General features: G+C 67.0%; 14 protein-coding genes. 11 read left to right on the top strand and 3 right to left on the bottom strand.

Annotated elements, in window-relative coordinates:
• The first annotated feature begins 66 nt into the window (after positions 1-66).
• Together E2481_RS11110 and E2481_RS11105 are read left to right on the top strand one after the other, a co-directional pair.
• Positions 67-609 (top strand): HIT family protein, encoded by a 543-nt coding sequence (locus E2481_RS11110; RefSeq protein WP_136717223.1) that lies wholly within the window; start codon positions 67-69, stop codon positions 607-609.
• Positions 610-771: 162 nt separating this feature from the next.
• On the top strand, positions 772-1,716 hold the full coding sequence (locus E2481_RS11105) for a cation diffusion facilitator family transporter (protein ID WP_136717222.1): 945 nt from the start codon (positions 772-774) through the stop codon (positions 1,714-1,716).
• An 84-nt stretch (positions 1,717-1,800) separates the two neighbouring features.
• Here the strand turns inward: E2481_RS11105 and E2481_RS11100 are convergent, their stop codons facing one another.
• Positions 1,801-3,060 (bottom strand): tRNA (N(6)-L-threonylcarbamoyladenosine(37)-C(2))-methylthiotransferase, encoded by a 1,260-nt coding sequence (locus E2481_RS11100; protein WP_136717221.1) that lies wholly within the window; start codon positions 3,058-3,060, stop codon positions 1,801-1,803.
• Positions 3,061-3,159: 99 nt separating this feature from the next.
• Between E2481_RS11100 and E2481_RS11095 the strand changes: the two genes are divergently transcribed.
• Positions 3,160-4,722, top strand: a complete 1,563-nt coding sequence (locus E2481_RS11095; RefSeq protein ID WP_250137798.1) for a spermidine synthase — start codon at positions 3,160-3,162, stop codon at positions 4,720-4,722.
• Here the strand turns inward: E2481_RS11095 and deoC are convergent, their stop codons facing one another.
• Positions 4,723-5,367: a deoxyribose-phosphate aldolase gene (gene deoC / locus E2481_RS11090; RefSeq protein WP_136717220.1), complete on the bottom strand. Its 645-nt coding sequence runs from the start codon at positions 5,365-5,367 to the stop codon at positions 4,723-4,725.
• Between the two features lie 80 nt (positions 5,368-5,447).
• Between deoC and E2481_RS11085 the strand changes: the two genes are divergently transcribed.
• The 6 genes from E2481_RS11085 to E2481_RS11060 all read left to right on the top strand — a co-directional run bounded on the left by E2481_RS11085 (position 5,448) and on the right by E2481_RS11060 (position 12,614).
• Complete coding sequence (locus E2481_RS11085) at positions 5,448-6,299, top strand: DUF63 family protein (protein WP_136717219.1); 852 nt, start codon at positions 5,448-5,450, stop codon at positions 6,297-6,299.
• 455 nt (positions 6,300-6,754) lie between these two features.
• Positions 6,755-7,414, top strand: a complete 660-nt coding sequence (locus E2481_RS11080) for a hypothetical protein (protein WP_136717218.1) — start codon at positions 6,755-6,757, stop codon at positions 7,412-7,414.
• A complete protein-coding gene (locus E2481_RS11075) occupies positions 7,411-7,914 on the top strand; it encodes a hypothetical protein (RefSeq protein ID WP_136717217.1) in 504 nt (167 codons plus the stop codon). The genes E2481_RS11080 and E2481_RS11075 overlap by 4 nt, the downstream gene beginning before the upstream one ends.
• Positions 7,915-7,955: 41 nt before the next feature.
• Entirely contained in the window at positions 7,956-8,681 is a 726-nt protein-coding gene (locus tag E2481_RS11070; RefSeq protein ID WP_136717216.1) for a nucleoside phosphorylase, read from the top strand.
• 4 nt (positions 8,682-8,685) lie between these two features.
• A complete protein-coding gene (locus tag E2481_RS11065; protein WP_306293926.1) occupies positions 8,686-11,019 on the top strand; it encodes a PAS domain S-box protein in 2,334 nt (777 codons plus the stop codon).
• Between the two features lie 38 nt (positions 11,020-11,057).
• Positions 11,058-12,614, top strand: a complete 1,557-nt coding sequence (locus E2481_RS11060) for an HPP family protein (protein WP_136717214.1) — start codon at positions 11,058-11,060, stop codon at positions 12,612-12,614.
• Between the two features lie 18 nt (positions 12,615-12,632).
• On the opposite strand, the gene E2481_RS11055 is transcribed toward E2481_RS11060, so the two are convergent.
• Positions 12,633-13,784 carry an NAD-binding protein gene (locus tag E2481_RS11055; protein WP_136717213.1) on the bottom strand — a complete coding sequence of 384 codons (1,152 nt, stop codon included), beginning with the start codon at positions 13,782-13,784 and terminating at the stop codon, positions 12,633-12,635.
• Between the two features lie 110 nt (positions 13,785-13,894).
• Here E2481_RS11055 and E2481_RS11050 point away from each other — a divergent pair, with 110 nt between their 5' ends.
• Together E2481_RS11050 and E2481_RS11045 are read left to right on the top strand one after the other, a co-directional pair.
• The gene (locus E2481_RS11050) at positions 13,895-15,139 is read left to right on the top strand and encodes a potassium channel family protein (protein ID WP_136717212.1); all 1,245 of its coding nucleotides are present in this window, start codon (positions 13,895-13,897) and stop codon (positions 15,137-15,139) included.
• Positions 15,136-16,368, top strand: a complete 1,233-nt coding sequence (locus E2481_RS11045) for a cation:proton antiporter regulatory subunit (protein WP_250137797.1) — start codon at positions 15,136-15,138, stop codon at positions 16,366-16,368. The genes E2481_RS11050 and E2481_RS11045 overlap by 4 nt, the downstream gene beginning before the upstream one ends.
• Positions 16,369-16,501: the final 133 nt, after the last annotated feature.

The raw sequence follows: 16,501 nt of genomic DNA, 5'->3' as shown, positions 1-16,501 counted from the left end.
GTTTCTGATTTCGGTTGGGAGCCCGGTGTCCGTGGCCATTATCCCAGTCGGGGTTCCAGGTTCCGTATGGAGCAGGTGTTCGCCCCCTGGCGTATCGACTGGATCGAGCAGCCGGACAAGAACCCCGACGTCGAGGAGTGCGTGTTCTGTGAACTCCCGGACTGGGGGGCGGACCGCGAGAACCGGCTCGTCGCCCGGAGCGACCACGCGTTCGTCCTGTTGAACAACTACCCGTACAACCCGGGCCACGCGATGGTCATTCCCCATCAACACACCGGTGATTACCGGGACCTGAGCGACGAGGTGTTACTCGACCACGCCAGGCTCAAACAGCGGACCTTCGAGGCGATGGAGGACGCGCTCCGCCCCGAGGGGTTCAACGCCGGCCTCAACCTCGGCGGCGGGGCCGCCGGCGGCTCCATCGACGACCACCTCCACACTCACGTCGTCCCGCGGTGGGAGGGTGACACCAACTTCATGCCGGTCATCAGCGAGACGAAGGTCATCGTCGAGGCCGTCGAAGACACCTGGGAACGGCTCCACGACGCGTTCGCCGAGCAGGACGGGGTTACTGTCCCGGGCGAGGAGCAGGCGGTCGTCGTCGACTGATACTGCCGGACAGAAGTACGTGAACACCGGATCGATGTGCAGGCCGAAATAGCGTGGCTTGCTGTCCGCTCGACAACCATCGGTTGCGAAAATTTCTGTCCGGCAGTATGACCGGCGAACTGCCACGAGCGACTTTTAATCCCCCGTTCCGAAGGGGTGGTCATGGCCCGGTCTTCGGCGCTTCGGCGGGTCGGACTCGTCGTCCTCGCCGTCAACCTGCTGTTGGTGCTGGCCAAAGGGGGCGCGTGGTACGTCACCGGGAGCCTCGCCGTCGGGTCCGAAGCCGTCAACAGCCTCGCCGACACGGTCTACAGCGTCGTCATCCTGGCCGGACTCTACCTGACGACCCGCCCACCGGACTTCGAGCACCCGCACGGCCACGAGCGCATCGAACCGTTCGTCGGCCTGTTCATCGCGCTCGGCATCTTCGCCGCCGGGGGCGTCGTCGTCTGGCAGGCCGTGACGACGCTCCTCAGCGGGTCCGTCACGGTCACTCGCAATCCCGTCGCGATCGCAGTGCTGGCGGGGTCGGCCGTCGCGAAGTACCTGCTCTATCGCTACTGCTTCGAGAAGGGTCGTGAGCAACACTCGCCGGCCGTCATCGCCACGGCGATGGACAACCGCAACGACATCCTCACCGCCGGGGCTGCGCTCGTCGGCGTCCTCGGTGCCGCCGCCGGGTTCCCGCTGCTCGACCCGCTGGCGGCCATCCTGGTCGGGATCGGCATCTTCGTCACCGGCGTCGAAGTGGTCCGGGACAACCTCGATTACCTCGTCGGTGCCGCACCGCCAGAGGAACTCCGCGCCGAGATCCTCCGCCGGGCGCTGGCTCATCCCGACGTCGAGGGGGTCCACGACGTCATCGCCCACTACGTCGGCCCGGAGATCGACGTGTCCCTGCACATCGAGGTCGAGGGCGAGCGCACGCTGCTGGAGGCCCACGACATCGAGACGGCCGTCATCGAATCCATCAGGGACCTCCCGGAGGTCGACGACGTGTTCGTCCACGTCGACCCGAAGGAACTCGGCGAGTGGAAAGAGGACGACCAGATCGACCGGCTCATCGGCCACCGCTGGGAGGCCGACGGCGGCCGCGAGGACCCCTGACTCATACGGACTGCTGTAGATCAATTCCGCATCGATCGCCCAATTGCGGGCGATCGTAGCGGTACACAGCTACAGCAAACCGTATCACAGCGGGACGCCGAACGCGTAGACGGTGTTGTGGCTCGTGATCTCGGCGTCGACCACGTCCCCCACTTCGAGGCCCCGTTCCTCCCCGTCGGCGATGACGACCTGACGATAGGCCTCGTCGTACCCCACCAGCGACTCCTCTGTTCCGTCCTCGGTCAGCAGGACCGACTGCTCGGTGCCGACCATTTCCTCGTAGGCCTCGCCGACGAGATCCATCTTCAGTTCGCTCAGCTCCTTCGAGCGGTCCTTCTTGGTCTGGCCGCCCAGGCCCTTCATGTTCGCGGCGTCGGTGCCCGGCCGCTTGGAAAAGCGAGTGACGTTGATCTTCTCCGGGCGCGTCTCGCGCATGAGCGCGAGGCTCTGAGCGTGGTCCTCGGACTCCTCCGTCGGGAACCCCGCGATGAAGTCCGTCGAGAGCGTCCAGTAGTCCAGGTGCTCGTCGAACGCCTCGACGACCTCGACGTATTCTTCGACCTGGTGTTGGCGACGCATGTCCCCGAGCACGTCGTCGCTGCCCGACTGGACCGGCGCGTGCAGGAAGTTGTACAGCTTCTCGTTGTCGGCGAACACCCGGGCCAACTCCTCGCGAACGCCATGGACGCCCTTGGGATTGGCCATCCCGACGCGGACCCGGAACTCCCCATCGATGGCACAGATGCGCTCTAAGAGTTCCGGGAGCAGGCTCGTGCCCTGGTTCGTGTCCCAGCCGTAGACGCCGGTGTCCTGGCCAGTGATGCGGATCTCCTTCGCGCCCGCGTGGACGAGCGAGCGGGCCTTCTCGACGTTTTCCTCGACGCTCGGGCTCTCGATGCGGCCCGTCGCCTGCTTGGTGATGCAGTACGAGCAGTCGCTCATGCATCCGCGGGCGATGGGGAGGATGCCGACGACACCCGAGAGGACGGGTTCGGTGTCCGGCGTGACCGTCGGGCACTCGCCGTTGAGGACGTGCTGGGGCACGTCGTCCCAGTGGAGAACCTCGGCGTCGACGTCCTCCTCGCGGAACATCTCGCCCTGTGCGAGCGCCATACAGCCGGTAACGACCAGATCACCCGGCGTCTCGGCGTCCAGTTCTTTGGCCCGCCGGAGCATGTTCTGCTCCGTCTTCTCCAGGACGGTACAGGTGTTGAGGATGGCCACGTCGGCCTCCTCGGGGGCCTCGGCGGGGTGGTGTCCCCCCTCGCGGAGCGCCTGCTCGATCTGCTGGGTCTCCCCGCGATTGGAGGTACACCCGTACGTCTCGATGTGATAGCGGGCCATGCGATTCGTCTGTTCCTCACGCCTCGGCGAGCAAAAACGCGACGGATTGGGCCGGCCGAACTCGTCATCGTTTTCCCCGTGGTCCGGGTACGACCGCGCGTGACGCAGAACAGCGGGGCGACCGGTTCGACGCCGAGGATCACCCGGACCGGAATCGCAGTGTTCGTCGCCGGTGTCGCGAGCATGGGCCTCGAAATCCTCGCCGGTCGGCTCCTGGCCCCGAGTTTCGGCAGCGGCATCTACGTCTGGGGCTCGATCATCGGCGTCTTCCTGGCCGCGCTGAGTCTGGGGTACTGGATCGGCGGCATCCGGGCTGCCGTCGGGGCGTCCCGGAGTGCGATGGCGGCGCTGCTGCTCGGCGCGGCGATGGGCGTCGCGGTGTTGATCGTCCTCGGCGAACCGTTCCTCGACGCGATGGCTGGCCTCCCGGTTCCCCAGCGCTACGCACCGGTGATTCCGATCACCGTGCTCTTCGGCCCGCCGACCGTTTTGATCGGGTTCATCAGCCCGTACGCGGCCGAACTCGATCGAGCCGAAAGCACGGGCACTGCGTCGGGTCGCGTCTACGCGCTGGGCACCGTCGGCAGCATCGTCGGTGCCTTCGGGACGACCTTCGTGTTGGTCCCCTCGGTCGACGTGATCACGAGCGAACTCGTCTTCGGCCTCATGCTGGTCGGCGCTGCTGTGGCGGTCATCCCGAGATCGGACCGCAAAAACTGGGCCGGCGCGGTACTGGTCCTCGCCCTTCTGGCCGGTGCGTTTACCGCCGCAAGCGTCGGGTTCTCGGGTAGCGAATCGACGGTCTATGAGACCCAGACCGCCTATCAGGACCTTCGCGTCGCCGACGAGAACGGGATTCGAACGCTGTACCTCGACGGGTCGCCCCACGGGGCCCTGGACAAGGACCGGCCCGACAGGTACGTTTTCGAGTACTCGCGCAATTTCCACCTCCCGCTGCTTCTGCGGGACGACCCCGACATCGATCGCGTCCTGTTCATCGGTGGCGGCGCGTTCTCCGGTCCCACGCGGTTCGCCGACGAGTACAACGCAACCGTCGACGCCGTCGAGATCGACCCGGAAGTCGTCCGGGTCTCGAAAGAATACTTCGGCGTCGAGGAGCGCGACCGCCTTCGCATACACACGAAGGACGGTCGCGTGTATCTGGACCAGACGAACAGGACGTACGACCTGATCGTAGTCGACGCCTACCGGTCCGATCAAGCACCCCACCACCTCACTACGGTCGAGTTCATGCGCCTGGCCAGGTCCCACCTGACCGACGACGGCGTCGTAATGGCGAACGTCATCTCCGCGCGTTCGGGCGTGGGGTCGGCGTTCTACCGCGCCGAGTACCGCACCATGAGCCAGGTATTCCCGACGGTCTACAGTTTCCCGACCCGCGAGACGAACTCGCTGCAGAACATCGCGGTGATCGCGACGAAGAACACGACTCGTGTCACGCGATCGGAACTCGAACGCCGAGAGCGAGTCCGTGATATCGGAATCGGACTCGCCGATCCGGTCTCTCACTATCGATCGAACGTGTCGGTCGGCGACGCGCCGATCCTCCGCGACGACTACGCGCCCGTAGACCGCCTCCTCCAGTCCCAGGCCGGGAAGCGATACGTGGTCGAGCGGTCGAACGACACGGCCGCGCCGTGATCACTCCCCGTCGCTCGTCGCCCGTTGCCACTCCTCGACGATGGCCACGCCGCTCGACGCGCCGATGCGCTCGGCGCCGGCCTCGAACATCGCTTCGGCCAGTTCCCACGAGCCGATGCCGCCGCTGGCCTTCACCGGGAGGTACTCGCTCATTCGCTCGACGGCTTCGACAGTCGCACCGCCGTCGGCGAAGCCGGTTGCGGTTTTCACGAAGTCGGCGTCGGCCTCGACCGCCAACCGGCAGGCGCGGTCGATCTCCTCGTCGGTCAACAGCGGTGCTTCGATGATGACCTTCACCGGGATCGGGACCGCCGCGACGACTTCGGCGAGGTCCGACCGGTAGGCGTCGTCGTCACCGGCTTTCAGCCGTCCGGCGTTGGCGACCACGTCGATCTCGTCGACGCCGGCCGTCCAGGCGTCCTCGGCTTCGCCCGACTTGACGGCCGTCGCGTGCTGGCCGTGCGGGAAACCGACGACCGTCGCGACCGTCGTCTCCGGCGCGTAGTTGGCGGCCAACTCCGCGTAACACGGCGGGACACACGCGTTCGTTCCGTATTCGATGGCCTCGTCGAGCACGCCGAGGACGTCCTCGTCAGTCGTCGTCGGCCCGAGAACCGTGTGGTCGATCCGCCCCGGTACGTGCATGTGCGAGCGTATCGCCCCGTGGACAAAAAAGTAGCCGACGGGACCGGAAGGCTTTCGGGGGCCGGCCCGCCCCCTCCGGTATGGTCCCGCGTGGCCTCACACCCGTCGCGTTACAGGTGCTCCCCGACGGTCTCGTCGTCCCGCCGCTCCCGTATCTGGCTGGGTTGGCCGTGGCCCTCGCCCTCGTCGGTGGCGGACTCTACAGCCAGCGACCGCCCGTCACCCGTCGAGTAGTCGTCGCCTTCGGGCCGTGGATGGTCACTGGGGCGGCGTTACACGCGTTCTACCAGCTCGGTGGAGCCCCGACGACCGTCGCTCCGTTGCTGTCCGCACCGACGGTCTACGCGACGACGTTCCTGCTCGCTGGTGGTGTCTGGGCGCTCGTCGTGACCCTCGACACTGGGTCGGTCCCCGAACTACTGGGTGGGGCCGGGGTAGTTGCTGCGCTGGCTGCCAGCGGTATAGTGGTTCAGGCCGGCGCAGCGCGCGGAACGCTCTCGCTGACGTGGCCCGTGACCGGACTGCTCGCCTCGATCGTGCTCTCGGGTGCGGTGTACGGCCTGCTCCGGCGGGTACGGCCCTCGATCACGACGGCGACCGGGAGCCTCGGTGCGCTCGTGGTGTTCGGCCACGTCCTGGACGGCGTGTCGACGACGATCGGCGTCGACCTGCTCGATACGGCGGAGCGCAGCCCCATCCCGCGTGCCATCATGGACGTTGCCGGCTCACTACCCACGGAACCGGTTCTCGGTACCGGGTGGTTGTTCGTCCTCGTAAAGGTCGGCGTCGCCGTCGCCGTGCTCGCTCTCTTCGTCGATTTCGTCGAGGAGGACCCGGTGCAGGGGAACGCCGCACTCGGCGTCGTCGCCGCCGTCGGCCTGGGTCCCGGTGCGCACAACCTCCTGTTGTTCGCGGCCGCTGGTCCCGTCTGAGCACAACTCGATGTTGAGGACACGGTCTGAAGTGGCACGACTGCTCCCGATTCAGTACACTGGGATCGACTTATGAACAGCCAAGACTGGTGAGTGATCCGTTTCAGTTCGGATATCTCGGCCGAGCACCTGCTGTACCGTCGCTTTCGACCTGTGGAGAGTGAGAGAAGGGGGTACGAAGTGGGGGGTCAGTGTTGACCGCCCGTGGTGTTGGGGGTACGAGAGTGAGGTTCGGTGTTTGTGGGGAGGGGGGTGTCGGACGCGGCCGACGTGGACGGACACCGAACGGAACCATCCAACGTCCCCGCGTCCCTATTCGTCCAATATACGGGGGAGAGTATAAAGGTTACTGCTCGTGAACCTTACTTCGTAAGGAAGAAATTTGGGTTTTCAGCGGCTCTGGGTCGATTGTAGGAATCCCAAGGTTAATGCGCATGCACGAAATATGGATTCGTATGTCCTCAGACTCCGGTTCAGACGAGTATCCTCGGGCACCGGCCCAGAAGGCTCGTGACGAGAACATCATCGGAGTCTTCGAGGCGACCGACGAGCCGGTCCTGACGACGGCGGAGGTCGCCGAGGAGTTGCCCATCGGAAAGCGAGCGACGCTCAATCGGCTGGAGGACCTGGTCGACCGCGGGGAGATCGATTCCAAGGACGTGGGCGTGGGGCGCGTCTGGTGGCGAGCGGTGCCTGCGGAACCTGACGAACCAGAGACCGAACCGACCGAAGTCGAATCGCCCGACGTAGGCCCGGTTGAGAGTCGGTCATCACCCGCCTCACCACCGCCAGAACCCGCGGGACGATCGGCCTCCGGAGCTGGAACGGCGGACCAACTCGAACGGGAGAGCCCCAAGTGGGCCTTCATCGGGAGTCTCGGCCGGCATTCGATCTTCGCGGGCATCTTCCTGCTCGGACTCCTGATCACGGAGACGTCGGTGAGCCAGCAGCTACTCCCGGTCTCCGTCGGCCGGCTCTTCCTGACGGCGTTCGTCTTCTTCCTCATCGGCTTCCCGTCGTACGCCGTCTATCGGATCAAGAAGTACGTCGAGTCGACCGACCTCTCGATGTCGCAACTCTCCGGTCCGTTCTCCAGTAGTGACGAGACAGGATGATCGTCGCACACGCTACCCACGTCACGCCTTTGCCGGCCAGACTCTGGATCGCAATCGCCGCCATCGCCGGCCTGCTCGGCGCGCTCGCGATGAACGTCCCTATGCGCGGACTCGCCGAGGGGTACACGCCGGCTATCGTCGCCGCGTCGCTGCTCTCCGGATCGCTTCCGTCGACGGTGTCGAGACGGACCGCGGTCGTCACGCATCACGCCGTCGGCCCGGTCGCGGGGCTGCTGTACGTGGGGTGTGCCATCGCGCTGGACGCCATCCTGCCGCCCGTCTCGCGCACGGCTGGTCTCTCGCTTTCGGCCCACCTCGTCTCGGTTGGACTGGTCAGCGCGTTCGTCTACGCCCTGTTCTCCTCGGTCGTCCTCCCGAGGTACGGCGGTGCCGCACGCGATCGGATGCCGACGGTTCGCCGGCACTGGCTCGCCTCGACCGCGACTTTCGGCGTGACGCTTGCGGTCGCGGTCCCGCTACTCGCGACGACCGTCTGGTGAACTCCACTGTGATTTTGTAGTCGGTCCGCCAAGTGAGTCCCATGTCCAAGCAACCGCATCTCCTCGTGAGTGACGGCGAACTGGCCGACATCGCACTGATTCCCGGCGATCCGGGTCGGGTCGACCGCATCGCGGCCATGTGCGACGACTCGACGGTGCTCTCGGAGAACCGCGAGTACAAAGTCGTCAACGCCACCTACGAGGGGCGAGAGCTGACGATCTGTTCGACCGGGATCGGCTGTCCGTCGGCGGCCATCGCCGTCGAGGAACTGCAGGCGGTCGGCGTCGACACGGTGATCCGCGTCGGCACGACCGGCGCGCTCCAGGAAGGCATCGAGATCGGTGACATGGTCGTCGCGACGGGTGCGGCCAAAGACGAGGGGACCTCGAAGCGCTACGAGAGCGAAACCGTTCCCGCCGTCCCGGACTACGGCGTCCTCTCGGGGCTTGTCGATGCGGCCGAGGCCAACGACGAGGACGTCCACGTCGGCCCCATCGCCACTGACGACGCCTTCTACGCCGAGACCGACGCCTACGTCGAGGCGTGGGAAGAGGCGGGGCTGCTGGCCGTCGAGATGGAGGCCGCGGCCGTGTTCTCGCTGGCCCGTCGGAAGGGAATGCGCGCCGGTGCGATCTGTACGGTCGACGGAAACCTGGTCGAAGGGACCCAGAAAGGCGAGACCGACGACGACGAACTGCCCTCGAAGGCGAAAAATAACGTCGAGCGCGCGATCCGGATCGCGCTCGATACGGTGACGGGGTTGTAAGCCGATCTCGGGCCGGAAACGGTCGCAACCGCTTTGGTCGTCGCCCGGGAAGGGCGATGTACGCAGGGGTGGTAGGATTCCGGACCAGATCAGGGTACTCCACGTCGACGACGAGCGCGACCTGCGCGAGTTGCTGTCGGCGTGGGTCGAACGGCGGACCGACGACATCGACATCCTCACGACGGGTGACACGGGGGCGGCGCTCGAAACCCTCCGCGAGGAGTCGATCGACTGCATCGTCAGTGACTACGACATGCCCGGCACCAACGGGTTGGAGTTCCTCGAACGGGTTCGGGCGTCTCACCCGACGCTGCCCTTCATCCTGTTTACGGGGAAGGGCAGCGAGGAGATCGCCAGCGAAGCCATCTCGGCGGGGGTCACCGATTACCTCCAGAAACAGCGCGGGACCGAACAGTACGAGATGCTTCTCAACCGCGTCCGGAACGCCGTCGACCGCCGGCGTACGCGGGCGGCGCTCGCGGAGAGCGAACAGAAGTACTCGACGCTGGTCGAGGAGGCCAACGACGGCGTCCTCATCGTGCAGGACGGCGTCTTCGAGTTCGCCAACGAGAAGGCGGCGGACATCCTCGGGACGACGGTCGCGGACGTCGAGGGCGAGTTCATGCCGTCGTTCGTCGCACCCGAGGACCGCGAGACGCTCGCGGACCGGTACGCCCGGCGGGAGGGCGGCGAATCGGTGCCCGGTCGGTACGAGTTCACGGCGCTGACGTCTTCGGGCGACCGCGTTCCGATCGAACTGACCTCCTCCCGGATCACCTACGACGGGGACCCGGCAGTCATGGCCATCTGTCGGGACGTCTCGGAACGCAGACACCGCGAGCGGGAGCTACAGCGCTACCGAACCCTCGTCGAAACTGTCGGGGACGCCATGTACGTCCTCGACACCGAGGGCCGAATCACCATGGTCAACGAAGCGTTCACCGAACACGCGGGTGTCTCCAGATCGGAACTCGAAGGGACACACGTCTCGACCTACATGGGTGAGGACGCCTTCGAGAAGGGGGCCGACCTCATCCAGGAACTGATCGAGTCCGAGGGGCGAGACCGGGGTCGGTTCGAGTTCGAGACCGACCTCCGGGGAGAGCGCCGCATCTACGAGGACAACGTGGCCATGCTGACCGACGAGGACGGCGAGTACGCAGGTTCGGTCGGCATCATTCGGGACATCACCGACCGGAAGGAACGCGAACGGGATCTGGAGATGTACCGGACCATCGTCGAAACGGTCCCGGACGGCGCGATCGTGATCGACGCCACGGGAACGATCATCGAGATCAATGAGAACGGTGCGTCGATGATCGGCAAAGAACAGTCCGACCTCATCGGCACCGCCGTTCCGGAACTGGTCACCGACGGCGTCGTGGATGAGACGACCATCGAGAAACACGTCGACGCCCTCCAGCGTCTCCTCTCGGAGGAAGCCGACGCTGGGGAGGCGGTCTTCGAGTTCGAGGTCTACCCCGAAGACGGGGGCACGCGGACCTTCGAGAACCGGATCGCCCTGTTGCCGTACGACGACGAGTACCGAGGGACGACAGGGATCGTCCGGGACATCACCGACCGCAAAGAACGCGAACGGGAACTACAGCGACAGAACGAGCGCCTCGACGCGTTCGCCGACGTCCTCTCACACGACCTGCGCAATCCGCTCGAAGTAGCCACGGGTCGCGCCGAGTTGCTCCGTGAGACGCTGCCCGACGACGACCGGGCGGCGTCCGCGGAGCGGAGCCCGCAGTCCCATCTCGACCACATCGACCGCGCACACGACCGGATCGACGCCATCATCGACGACGTGCTGGCACTGGCGAGACACGGCGAGACCGTCACCGAGACCGAACCGGTCGATCTGGGCGTACTCGCCGAGGACGCCTGGCGGAACGTCGAGACCGCCGGGGCGACGCTCCGGACCCCCGAGACGCTCGAAATCCGGGCGGACCCGCGCCGGCTCACCCGGCTGTTCGAGAACCTCTTCCGAAATAGTGTGGAGCATGCCGCCACGAGTAGCGATTCCCCGACCCGAACGAAGGCCGATGCCGGCGACGAGCACGGTTCGGAGCCTGCGACGCCGGTCGAAGACGGTGGGCCGGACGTGAGCGTGACCGTCGGCCCAACCGACGACGGCTTCTTCGTCGCCGACGACGGCCCGGGTATCCCGCCGGAGAAACGCGAGCAGGTCTTCGAGTCGGGCTACTCCGGGTCGACCGATGGGACCGGCTACGGGTTGGCGATCGTCGAAGAGATCGCCGAGGCCCACGGCTGGACGGTCGCCGCGACCGAAAGCGACGCCGCCGGTGCCCGCTTCGAGTTCTCGACGTAGGGGCACGTCTTTTTGTACGCCCGTGGGCAAACCCGTCCATGCGCGACCGGTTGCGCGAACGGTATCTGTCCGCAATGGCGCGGCTCCGGCGGTTCGAGCGCCGCGAGAGCTACCAGCTCAAGCGATGGCTGGAGAACACGCGCAACGTCGTCCACCTCTCGATCCTGGTTTTCGTCCCCCTGCTCATCGCGCTCGTGACCTGGCTCTCCAACGCCGTCGGCATCCTGCCGTATCTCCTCTTCCCGCCGCTCGCCTCGGGGACGTACACGCTCTTCGCCGAGCCCGAAAGCGAGTACGCGTCGCCCGGTCGGTTCATCGGTGGACTCACCGCCGGGGCGCTCTGTGGATGGATCGCCTACGAACTCTGGGCCACCACGGGCACGGGGGCGACGGGACTCACCGTCTCACCGGCCGCGGCCGCGTTCAGCGTCCTGCTGACCGGACTGGTGACCTGGCTCGCGGACGTCGAGGAAGCCTCCGCGTACTCCAGTGCCCTCCTCGTCCACATCATCGACGTGGGGAACGTCTCCGCGATTCCGATCGTGTTGCTGTCGGGCGTCACGGTTTCGCTGACGCCACAGCTCGCCTACGTCGTCAGCGTCTTCTGCTCCTCGACGCTCGTCGCCGCCGCGTTCGTCGTCTGGCACCGCGAGTTCTACGAACAGCGCGCCCAGTTCCTCTACGAGTCGACGAAGGGCGACGACCACGTCCTGGTGCCGATGCGGACCGAGTCCGCCGACCGGACCGCGATGCTGGCAGCCAAACTCGCGTCGGCCCACGACGCCGGCAAGGTCGTCCTGCTCGACATCGTCGACGACGAGGCGGTCGCGGCCGCCAAACGCGACCGACTCGACCGGGACGCGGCGACCCTCGCCCCGAACACGACCGACAGTGCTCCCGGGGTCGCGACGGGATCGGTTTCCCCGGAGGGCGGAGCGGTCTCGGAGACGCCGGACGAAACCGTCGAGACCGCGGTGAACCGACTCGAATCGCGGGCGGCCGACATCGAGACGCGGGTCGGTGTCCCCTGTGAGGTCGTCGTCGCGGTCGACACCGGCGCGACCGCATCGCTGGTCCACCGGGCAGCAACGGAGGCCAACTGCGACCTCATCGCGACGCCGTACGAGGAACGCTACGGCGGCCTCTCCCCGTTCGTGCGGTCGCTGTTCCGCGGTGACATCGACGTGCTCGTCCACCGCTCGCGGAACGACCGGACGGAGTGGCGACGGGTGATGGTTCCGGTTCGTCGCGCTGGCGACGTGGCCCACGCGATGATCGACTTCGCGATCCGGCTGACCGGTCGGACCGGGCAGATCAGCGTCTGTAACTGCGTCGAGCAGGGGCGAAGCCTCCGGCGTGCCCAGTCGATGCTTTCAGATCTGGTCGAACCGTTCGACGGCCCGCTGGAGACGCTGGTCTCACGGAGCGCGATCGACGAGTTCCTCGACGACCACGCCGCCGAACACGACCTCGTGTTCATGGGCGCGAGCATGGACCGGAGCGCTGCGTCGCGACTCGTCTCCCCGCCGACGTTCGAGCGGATTCAGGACCTCGACTGTGACGTGGCGATCGTCGACCGCAAGTTCCGCCAGTAACGATCGCCCTCGACGCGCTCAGTGGTCTTCGACGAGTTGCTCGGCGAGCGTCTCGACCCCCTCGTCGCCCAGCGCCGACTCCACGAGGAGGTGGCCGCCGATCGCGGCCGGGCTGATGACCGAATGTGCGCCGGCACGGCGGAGCTTCTCGATGTTTTCCCGGTCGGTCGCGGCCGCGACGATCCGAACGTCCGGGTTGAGCGACTTCGCGGTGAGAATGGCGAGCGCGTCGTTCGCGTCGTTGGTCGTCGCGGCGACGACCGCGGCGGCGTCCTCGATGCCGACCTGGTGGAGCGGTTCCTCGTCGCTCGGGTCGTCGGTCAACACGTGGATGTCGCGGTTCCGGAGGTTCACGGCCGCGTCGGTGTCCGTCGTCACGACGACGAACTGGGCCTTGCCATCGAGTTCTTCGAGTATCGGTTCTGTCAGGTCGCCGTAGCCGAGGACGATGACGTGGTCCTCGAGCAGTTCGAGTTGCCTGTCGGTCATGGTTCCGAGTGCCTGTGAGAGCCGCGCCTCGATGGCGGGCCCGAGCAGCGAGCCCAGCGCCAGCGCGAAACTCGCCGTCCCGAGGACGACGATCGAGATCGAGAACAGCCGGGCCCGCTGTGAGAGCGACGGGATGACGTCGCCGTAGCCGACCGTGCTGGCGGTGACGATCGTGTAGTAGATGGCGTCGGTCAGGGTGTTGACGCCGGTGAACTCCTCGCGGAGCGTGTAGGTCCCGACCGTCCCGTAGACCAGCGTACCCGTCAGCGCCGCCCCGGCGGCGAGTTGCGTCGTCGAGAGCGAGATCGTCCGGTCGAACCGCCGGTAGTTGATCAGCACCGTCGGCAGGGAAAGCAGCGACAACACCACGAGCGGGTACGACGTCAGACTCGACTGTGCCAGCCCCTGAACGGCCGTGACGGGCAGGAGGAACACGGTGGAAAACCAGGCCAGACGGAGCCCCCGACGGAGGCCGAGCACGCTACCCAGCATCAAAAAGCCGGTGAGTGCGCCGGTGAAGCCGGCCGTCTGCGCGACGACCTCGGGGACGTGTGCTGCTATCGGGCCCTCGACCCGGGTCGCACCGATGTTCAGGATACCCGTCCCGAACGAGAGCAGGGCGACGAGCGTCGTCAACGCGACGGCGGCGCGCGTCCTGAGCAGCGTTCCCCGGGGTGCCATGTCCTCCGTTCGGACTCGGCATCTGATAAACCCGCCGGAGACGTCCGCCTACACCGACGGACGCCACCGCGAACGGTATTTGTTTATCATCGGGGTTCGATGCCCGGGGCATGGCAGCGCTTCCCGTCGAGGTTCTTCTCGGGCTCTATCTCGGGTTTCTGACCGGGATCATCCCGGCGATGGTCGCGTGGGCGCTCGGCTTCATCTTCAAGTACTTCACCGGTGTCAGCATTCCGGGGTTCGGTGTCGTCGTGCTCGCGGTCGCGCTGGCGGGCGTCAGCGGCGGGCTGCTCGCGCTCGCGGACCCGGCGATCACCGAGTCTGCGAACGCGCCGACGGTCGTGACCGGCATCCTCGTCGTCACCGGGCTTTCGCTGTACGCACACGCGAAGGGCGACCAGCTGGGCGCGAACTTTCCCAAGCGCCTCTCCTTCTCGAAACTGCGGGAGCGAACCCTCTCGCGGGACGTGATCGAACTCATCGGCGGTCGCGACGAGGTCCGGCTCACGGTCACCGGCGACGTCGCCGACATGGAGGGGTACCCGCCGCTGTCCGACGACCTCCGGGCCGAGATCCACGCCGTCGAGTACACGTTCCCGGCGGACCTCCAGATCGCCGCGCTCGAAGAGCGCTTCGCCGAACGGCTCCGGACGGAGTTCGACCTCGGCGACGTGGCCGTCACTGTCGACGAGCGGGGGCGAGCGTCCGTGGCGGCCGCACCCCCGTTCTCCGGGCTGTCGAAACGCGTTCCCGCCGGGAAACGGGCCGTCTCCGTCGACGCGCTCGTGCCCACGGGACTGGCGCGGGGCGACGAGGTCCGACTCCTCACCGACGAAACGGCCGTCTCGGGCACCGTCGTCAGCGCGAGATCGGGTGACGACGAGGCGGACAAACGCTTCGCCGCTGAGGCGCCAACGCCCGACGCGGACGTGGTGCCAGCGACCGACGAGGAGGCACCGTCGAAACCCGTCAGAGCACCGACGACGACCGGCGGCGAGGGACAGCTCACCGCTGCCGTCACGCGGGCTGACGCGACGCCGCTGCTCGGTGCCGACCGCGCCAGCGTCGTCGTCGAAGCCCGGGGAACGAGACTGGAGTACGAACTCATCTCGCTGTTGCGCCGCACCGGCAACCGGTTCCGTCGATTCACCGTCGGGACTGGCAGCGATCTCGCCGGCCGTTCGCTCGGGAGCGCGACCGTCCGGGAAACACACGGCGTCGCGGTGCTTGCGGTCAGACGGTCGACCGGCTGGGAGCTCGCACCGCCCGACGCCCTGGAACTCGCGGCCGGTGACGAACTGTTCGCGGTCGGATCGAGGGACGCGCTCGAAGCGTTTGCCGGGGTGGTCGCGTGATCCCCATCGCCGCGTCCCCCGTATCTCCACTTCAGGTCGCCTCGGTGTTCGACGATCCGACGCTCGCCGTCAGCCAACTCGTTGGGATGGCGATCCTCGCCGGGCTCCTCTCCGGATCCGTCGCGCTCGGCTTCCGCTGGTACACCCGCGAGCGCGTCCAGACGGGGCTGCCGGTCCTGTTCGGGTTGAGCGGCGTCGCGGCGTATCTCAACACCAGGACCGCGCTCGGCCAGGTCATCTCGGGCACCGGGCCGGACCCGCTGTCGACGACCGCCGCGCTGTTCAACGTCACCGCGTTCCTCGTCGCCGGGGCCACAGCCCTCGGTGCGATCCGCGTCGGGGACCGCCTCGGCAACGACCTGTTCGTCGCCGCTGGTGCGCGGAACGTCGACGGCGAGATCAGCCGCGTCGTCGAAGCCGTCGGCCGCGTCCTCGCCGTCGACATGCCCGAAGAGATCGACGACATCGTCGGCTACGACCCCGTCCCCGAGGAGATCAAGGACCAGCTCGCCGGTCACACGTTCCTCTTCCCGAAGCGCCTGACCGTCGCCGAACTCGAAACCCGGCTGCGGACCCGTCTCAAATCCGACTACGGCGTCGGCCACGTCGACGTCGAACTGGCCGACGACGGCAGCGTCGAGTACCTCGCGCTCGGTGCCCGGGCGGCCGGTATCGGCCCGACGCTCCCGCCAGAGACGGCCGCCGTCGCCGTCCGGGCCGACCCCGCCTTCGCCGCCAGCGCCGGTGACATCGTTCAGGTCTGGACGACAGACCCGACCGAGCGCGTGACCACCGCCGAACTCCGCGGGGTCAGCGGCGACGTGGTGACGCTCGCGGTCGACGCCGCCGACGCGCCGCTGCTTTCCTCCGACACCGAGTACCGGCTTGTGACCCTGCCGGTCGAACCGCGTGCCGACCGCGAGTTCGCCTCGCTGCTCCGGGCCGCCGCCGAGACGATGAGCGTCGTCACCGTCCGCGAGGGGAGTTCGCTGGTCGGCCAACCCGTCCAGTCCCTCGGTGTCACCGTCGTCGCGATCCGAACCGGCGACGGAATCGAGCCCATTCCACCGCGGGACCGCACCGTTCGGGCCGGTGACGACCTCTACGCCATCGCCAAACCGGAGGACCTCCGAAAGCTCGACGCCGCAGCCGTCCCTGCTGTCGGGACACCCGAGGACGGAACGTCCGGGGTGTCGACCGACGGTGACGACGATCGGTCGGTCGACTGATCCCTCCTCGCACGTCGCGAACCCGCTGTGACCGGCATTCCGCCGGACCATTCGGGCCGAAGACACTCCGGCACTCGGATCACGTCAGTGGTTTCCAAGCTGGAACGGTGTTGCAGATACTGGTTTGTAACCA

The organism is Halorientalis salina, assembly GCF_005049285.1.
Taxonomy (GTDB): domain Archaea; phylum Halobacteriota; class Halobacteria; order Halobacteriales; family Haloarculaceae; genus Halorientalis; species Halorientalis salina.
Note: the sequence above shows the minus strand (reverse complement) of the source record. Positions and strands in the feature narration are given on the sequence as shown.

Bases quoted from the DNA above. Each gene is read 5' to 3' on its own strand.
- E2481_RS11110 (WP_136717223.1), top strand. From the start codon at position 67: ATGGAGCAGGTGTTCGCCCCCTGGCGTATCGACTGGATCGAGCAGCCG.
- E2481_RS11105 (WP_136717222.1), top strand. From the start codon at position 772: ATGGCCCGGTCTTCGGCGCTTCGGCGGGTCGGACTCGTCGTCCTCGCC.
- E2481_RS11100 (WP_136717221.1), bottom strand. From the start codon at position 3,060: ATGGCCCGCTATCACATCGAGACGTACGGGTGTACCTCCAATCGCGGG.
- deoC (WP_136717220.1), bottom strand. From the start codon at position 5,367: ATGCACGTACCGGGGCGGATCGACCACACGGTTCTCGGGCCGACGACG.
- E2481_RS11085 (WP_136717219.1), top strand. From the start codon at position 5,448: ATGGTCCCGCGTGGCCTCACACCCGTCGCGTTACAGGTGCTCCCCGAC.
- E2481_RS11080 (WP_136717218.1), top strand. From the start codon at position 6,755: ATGTCCTCAGACTCCGGTTCAGACGAGTATCCTCGGGCACCGGCCCAG.
- E2481_RS11075 (WP_136717217.1), top strand. From the start codon at position 7,411: ATGATCGTCGCACACGCTACCCACGTCACGCCTTTGCCGGCCAGACTC.
- E2481_RS11070 (WP_136717216.1), top strand. From the start codon at position 7,956: ATGTCCAAGCAACCGCATCTCCTCGTGAGTGACGGCGAACTGGCCGAC.
- E2481_RS11060 (WP_136717214.1), top strand. From the start codon at position 11,058: ATGCGCGACCGGTTGCGCGAACGGTATCTGTCCGCAATGGCGCGGCTC.
- E2481_RS11055 (WP_136717213.1), bottom strand. From the start codon at position 13,784: ATGGCACCCCGGGGAACGCTGCTCAGGACGCGCGCCGCCGTCGCGTTG.
- E2481_RS11050 (WP_136717212.1), top strand. From the start codon at position 13,895: ATGGCAGCGCTTCCCGTCGAGGTTCTTCTCGGGCTCTATCTCGGGTTT.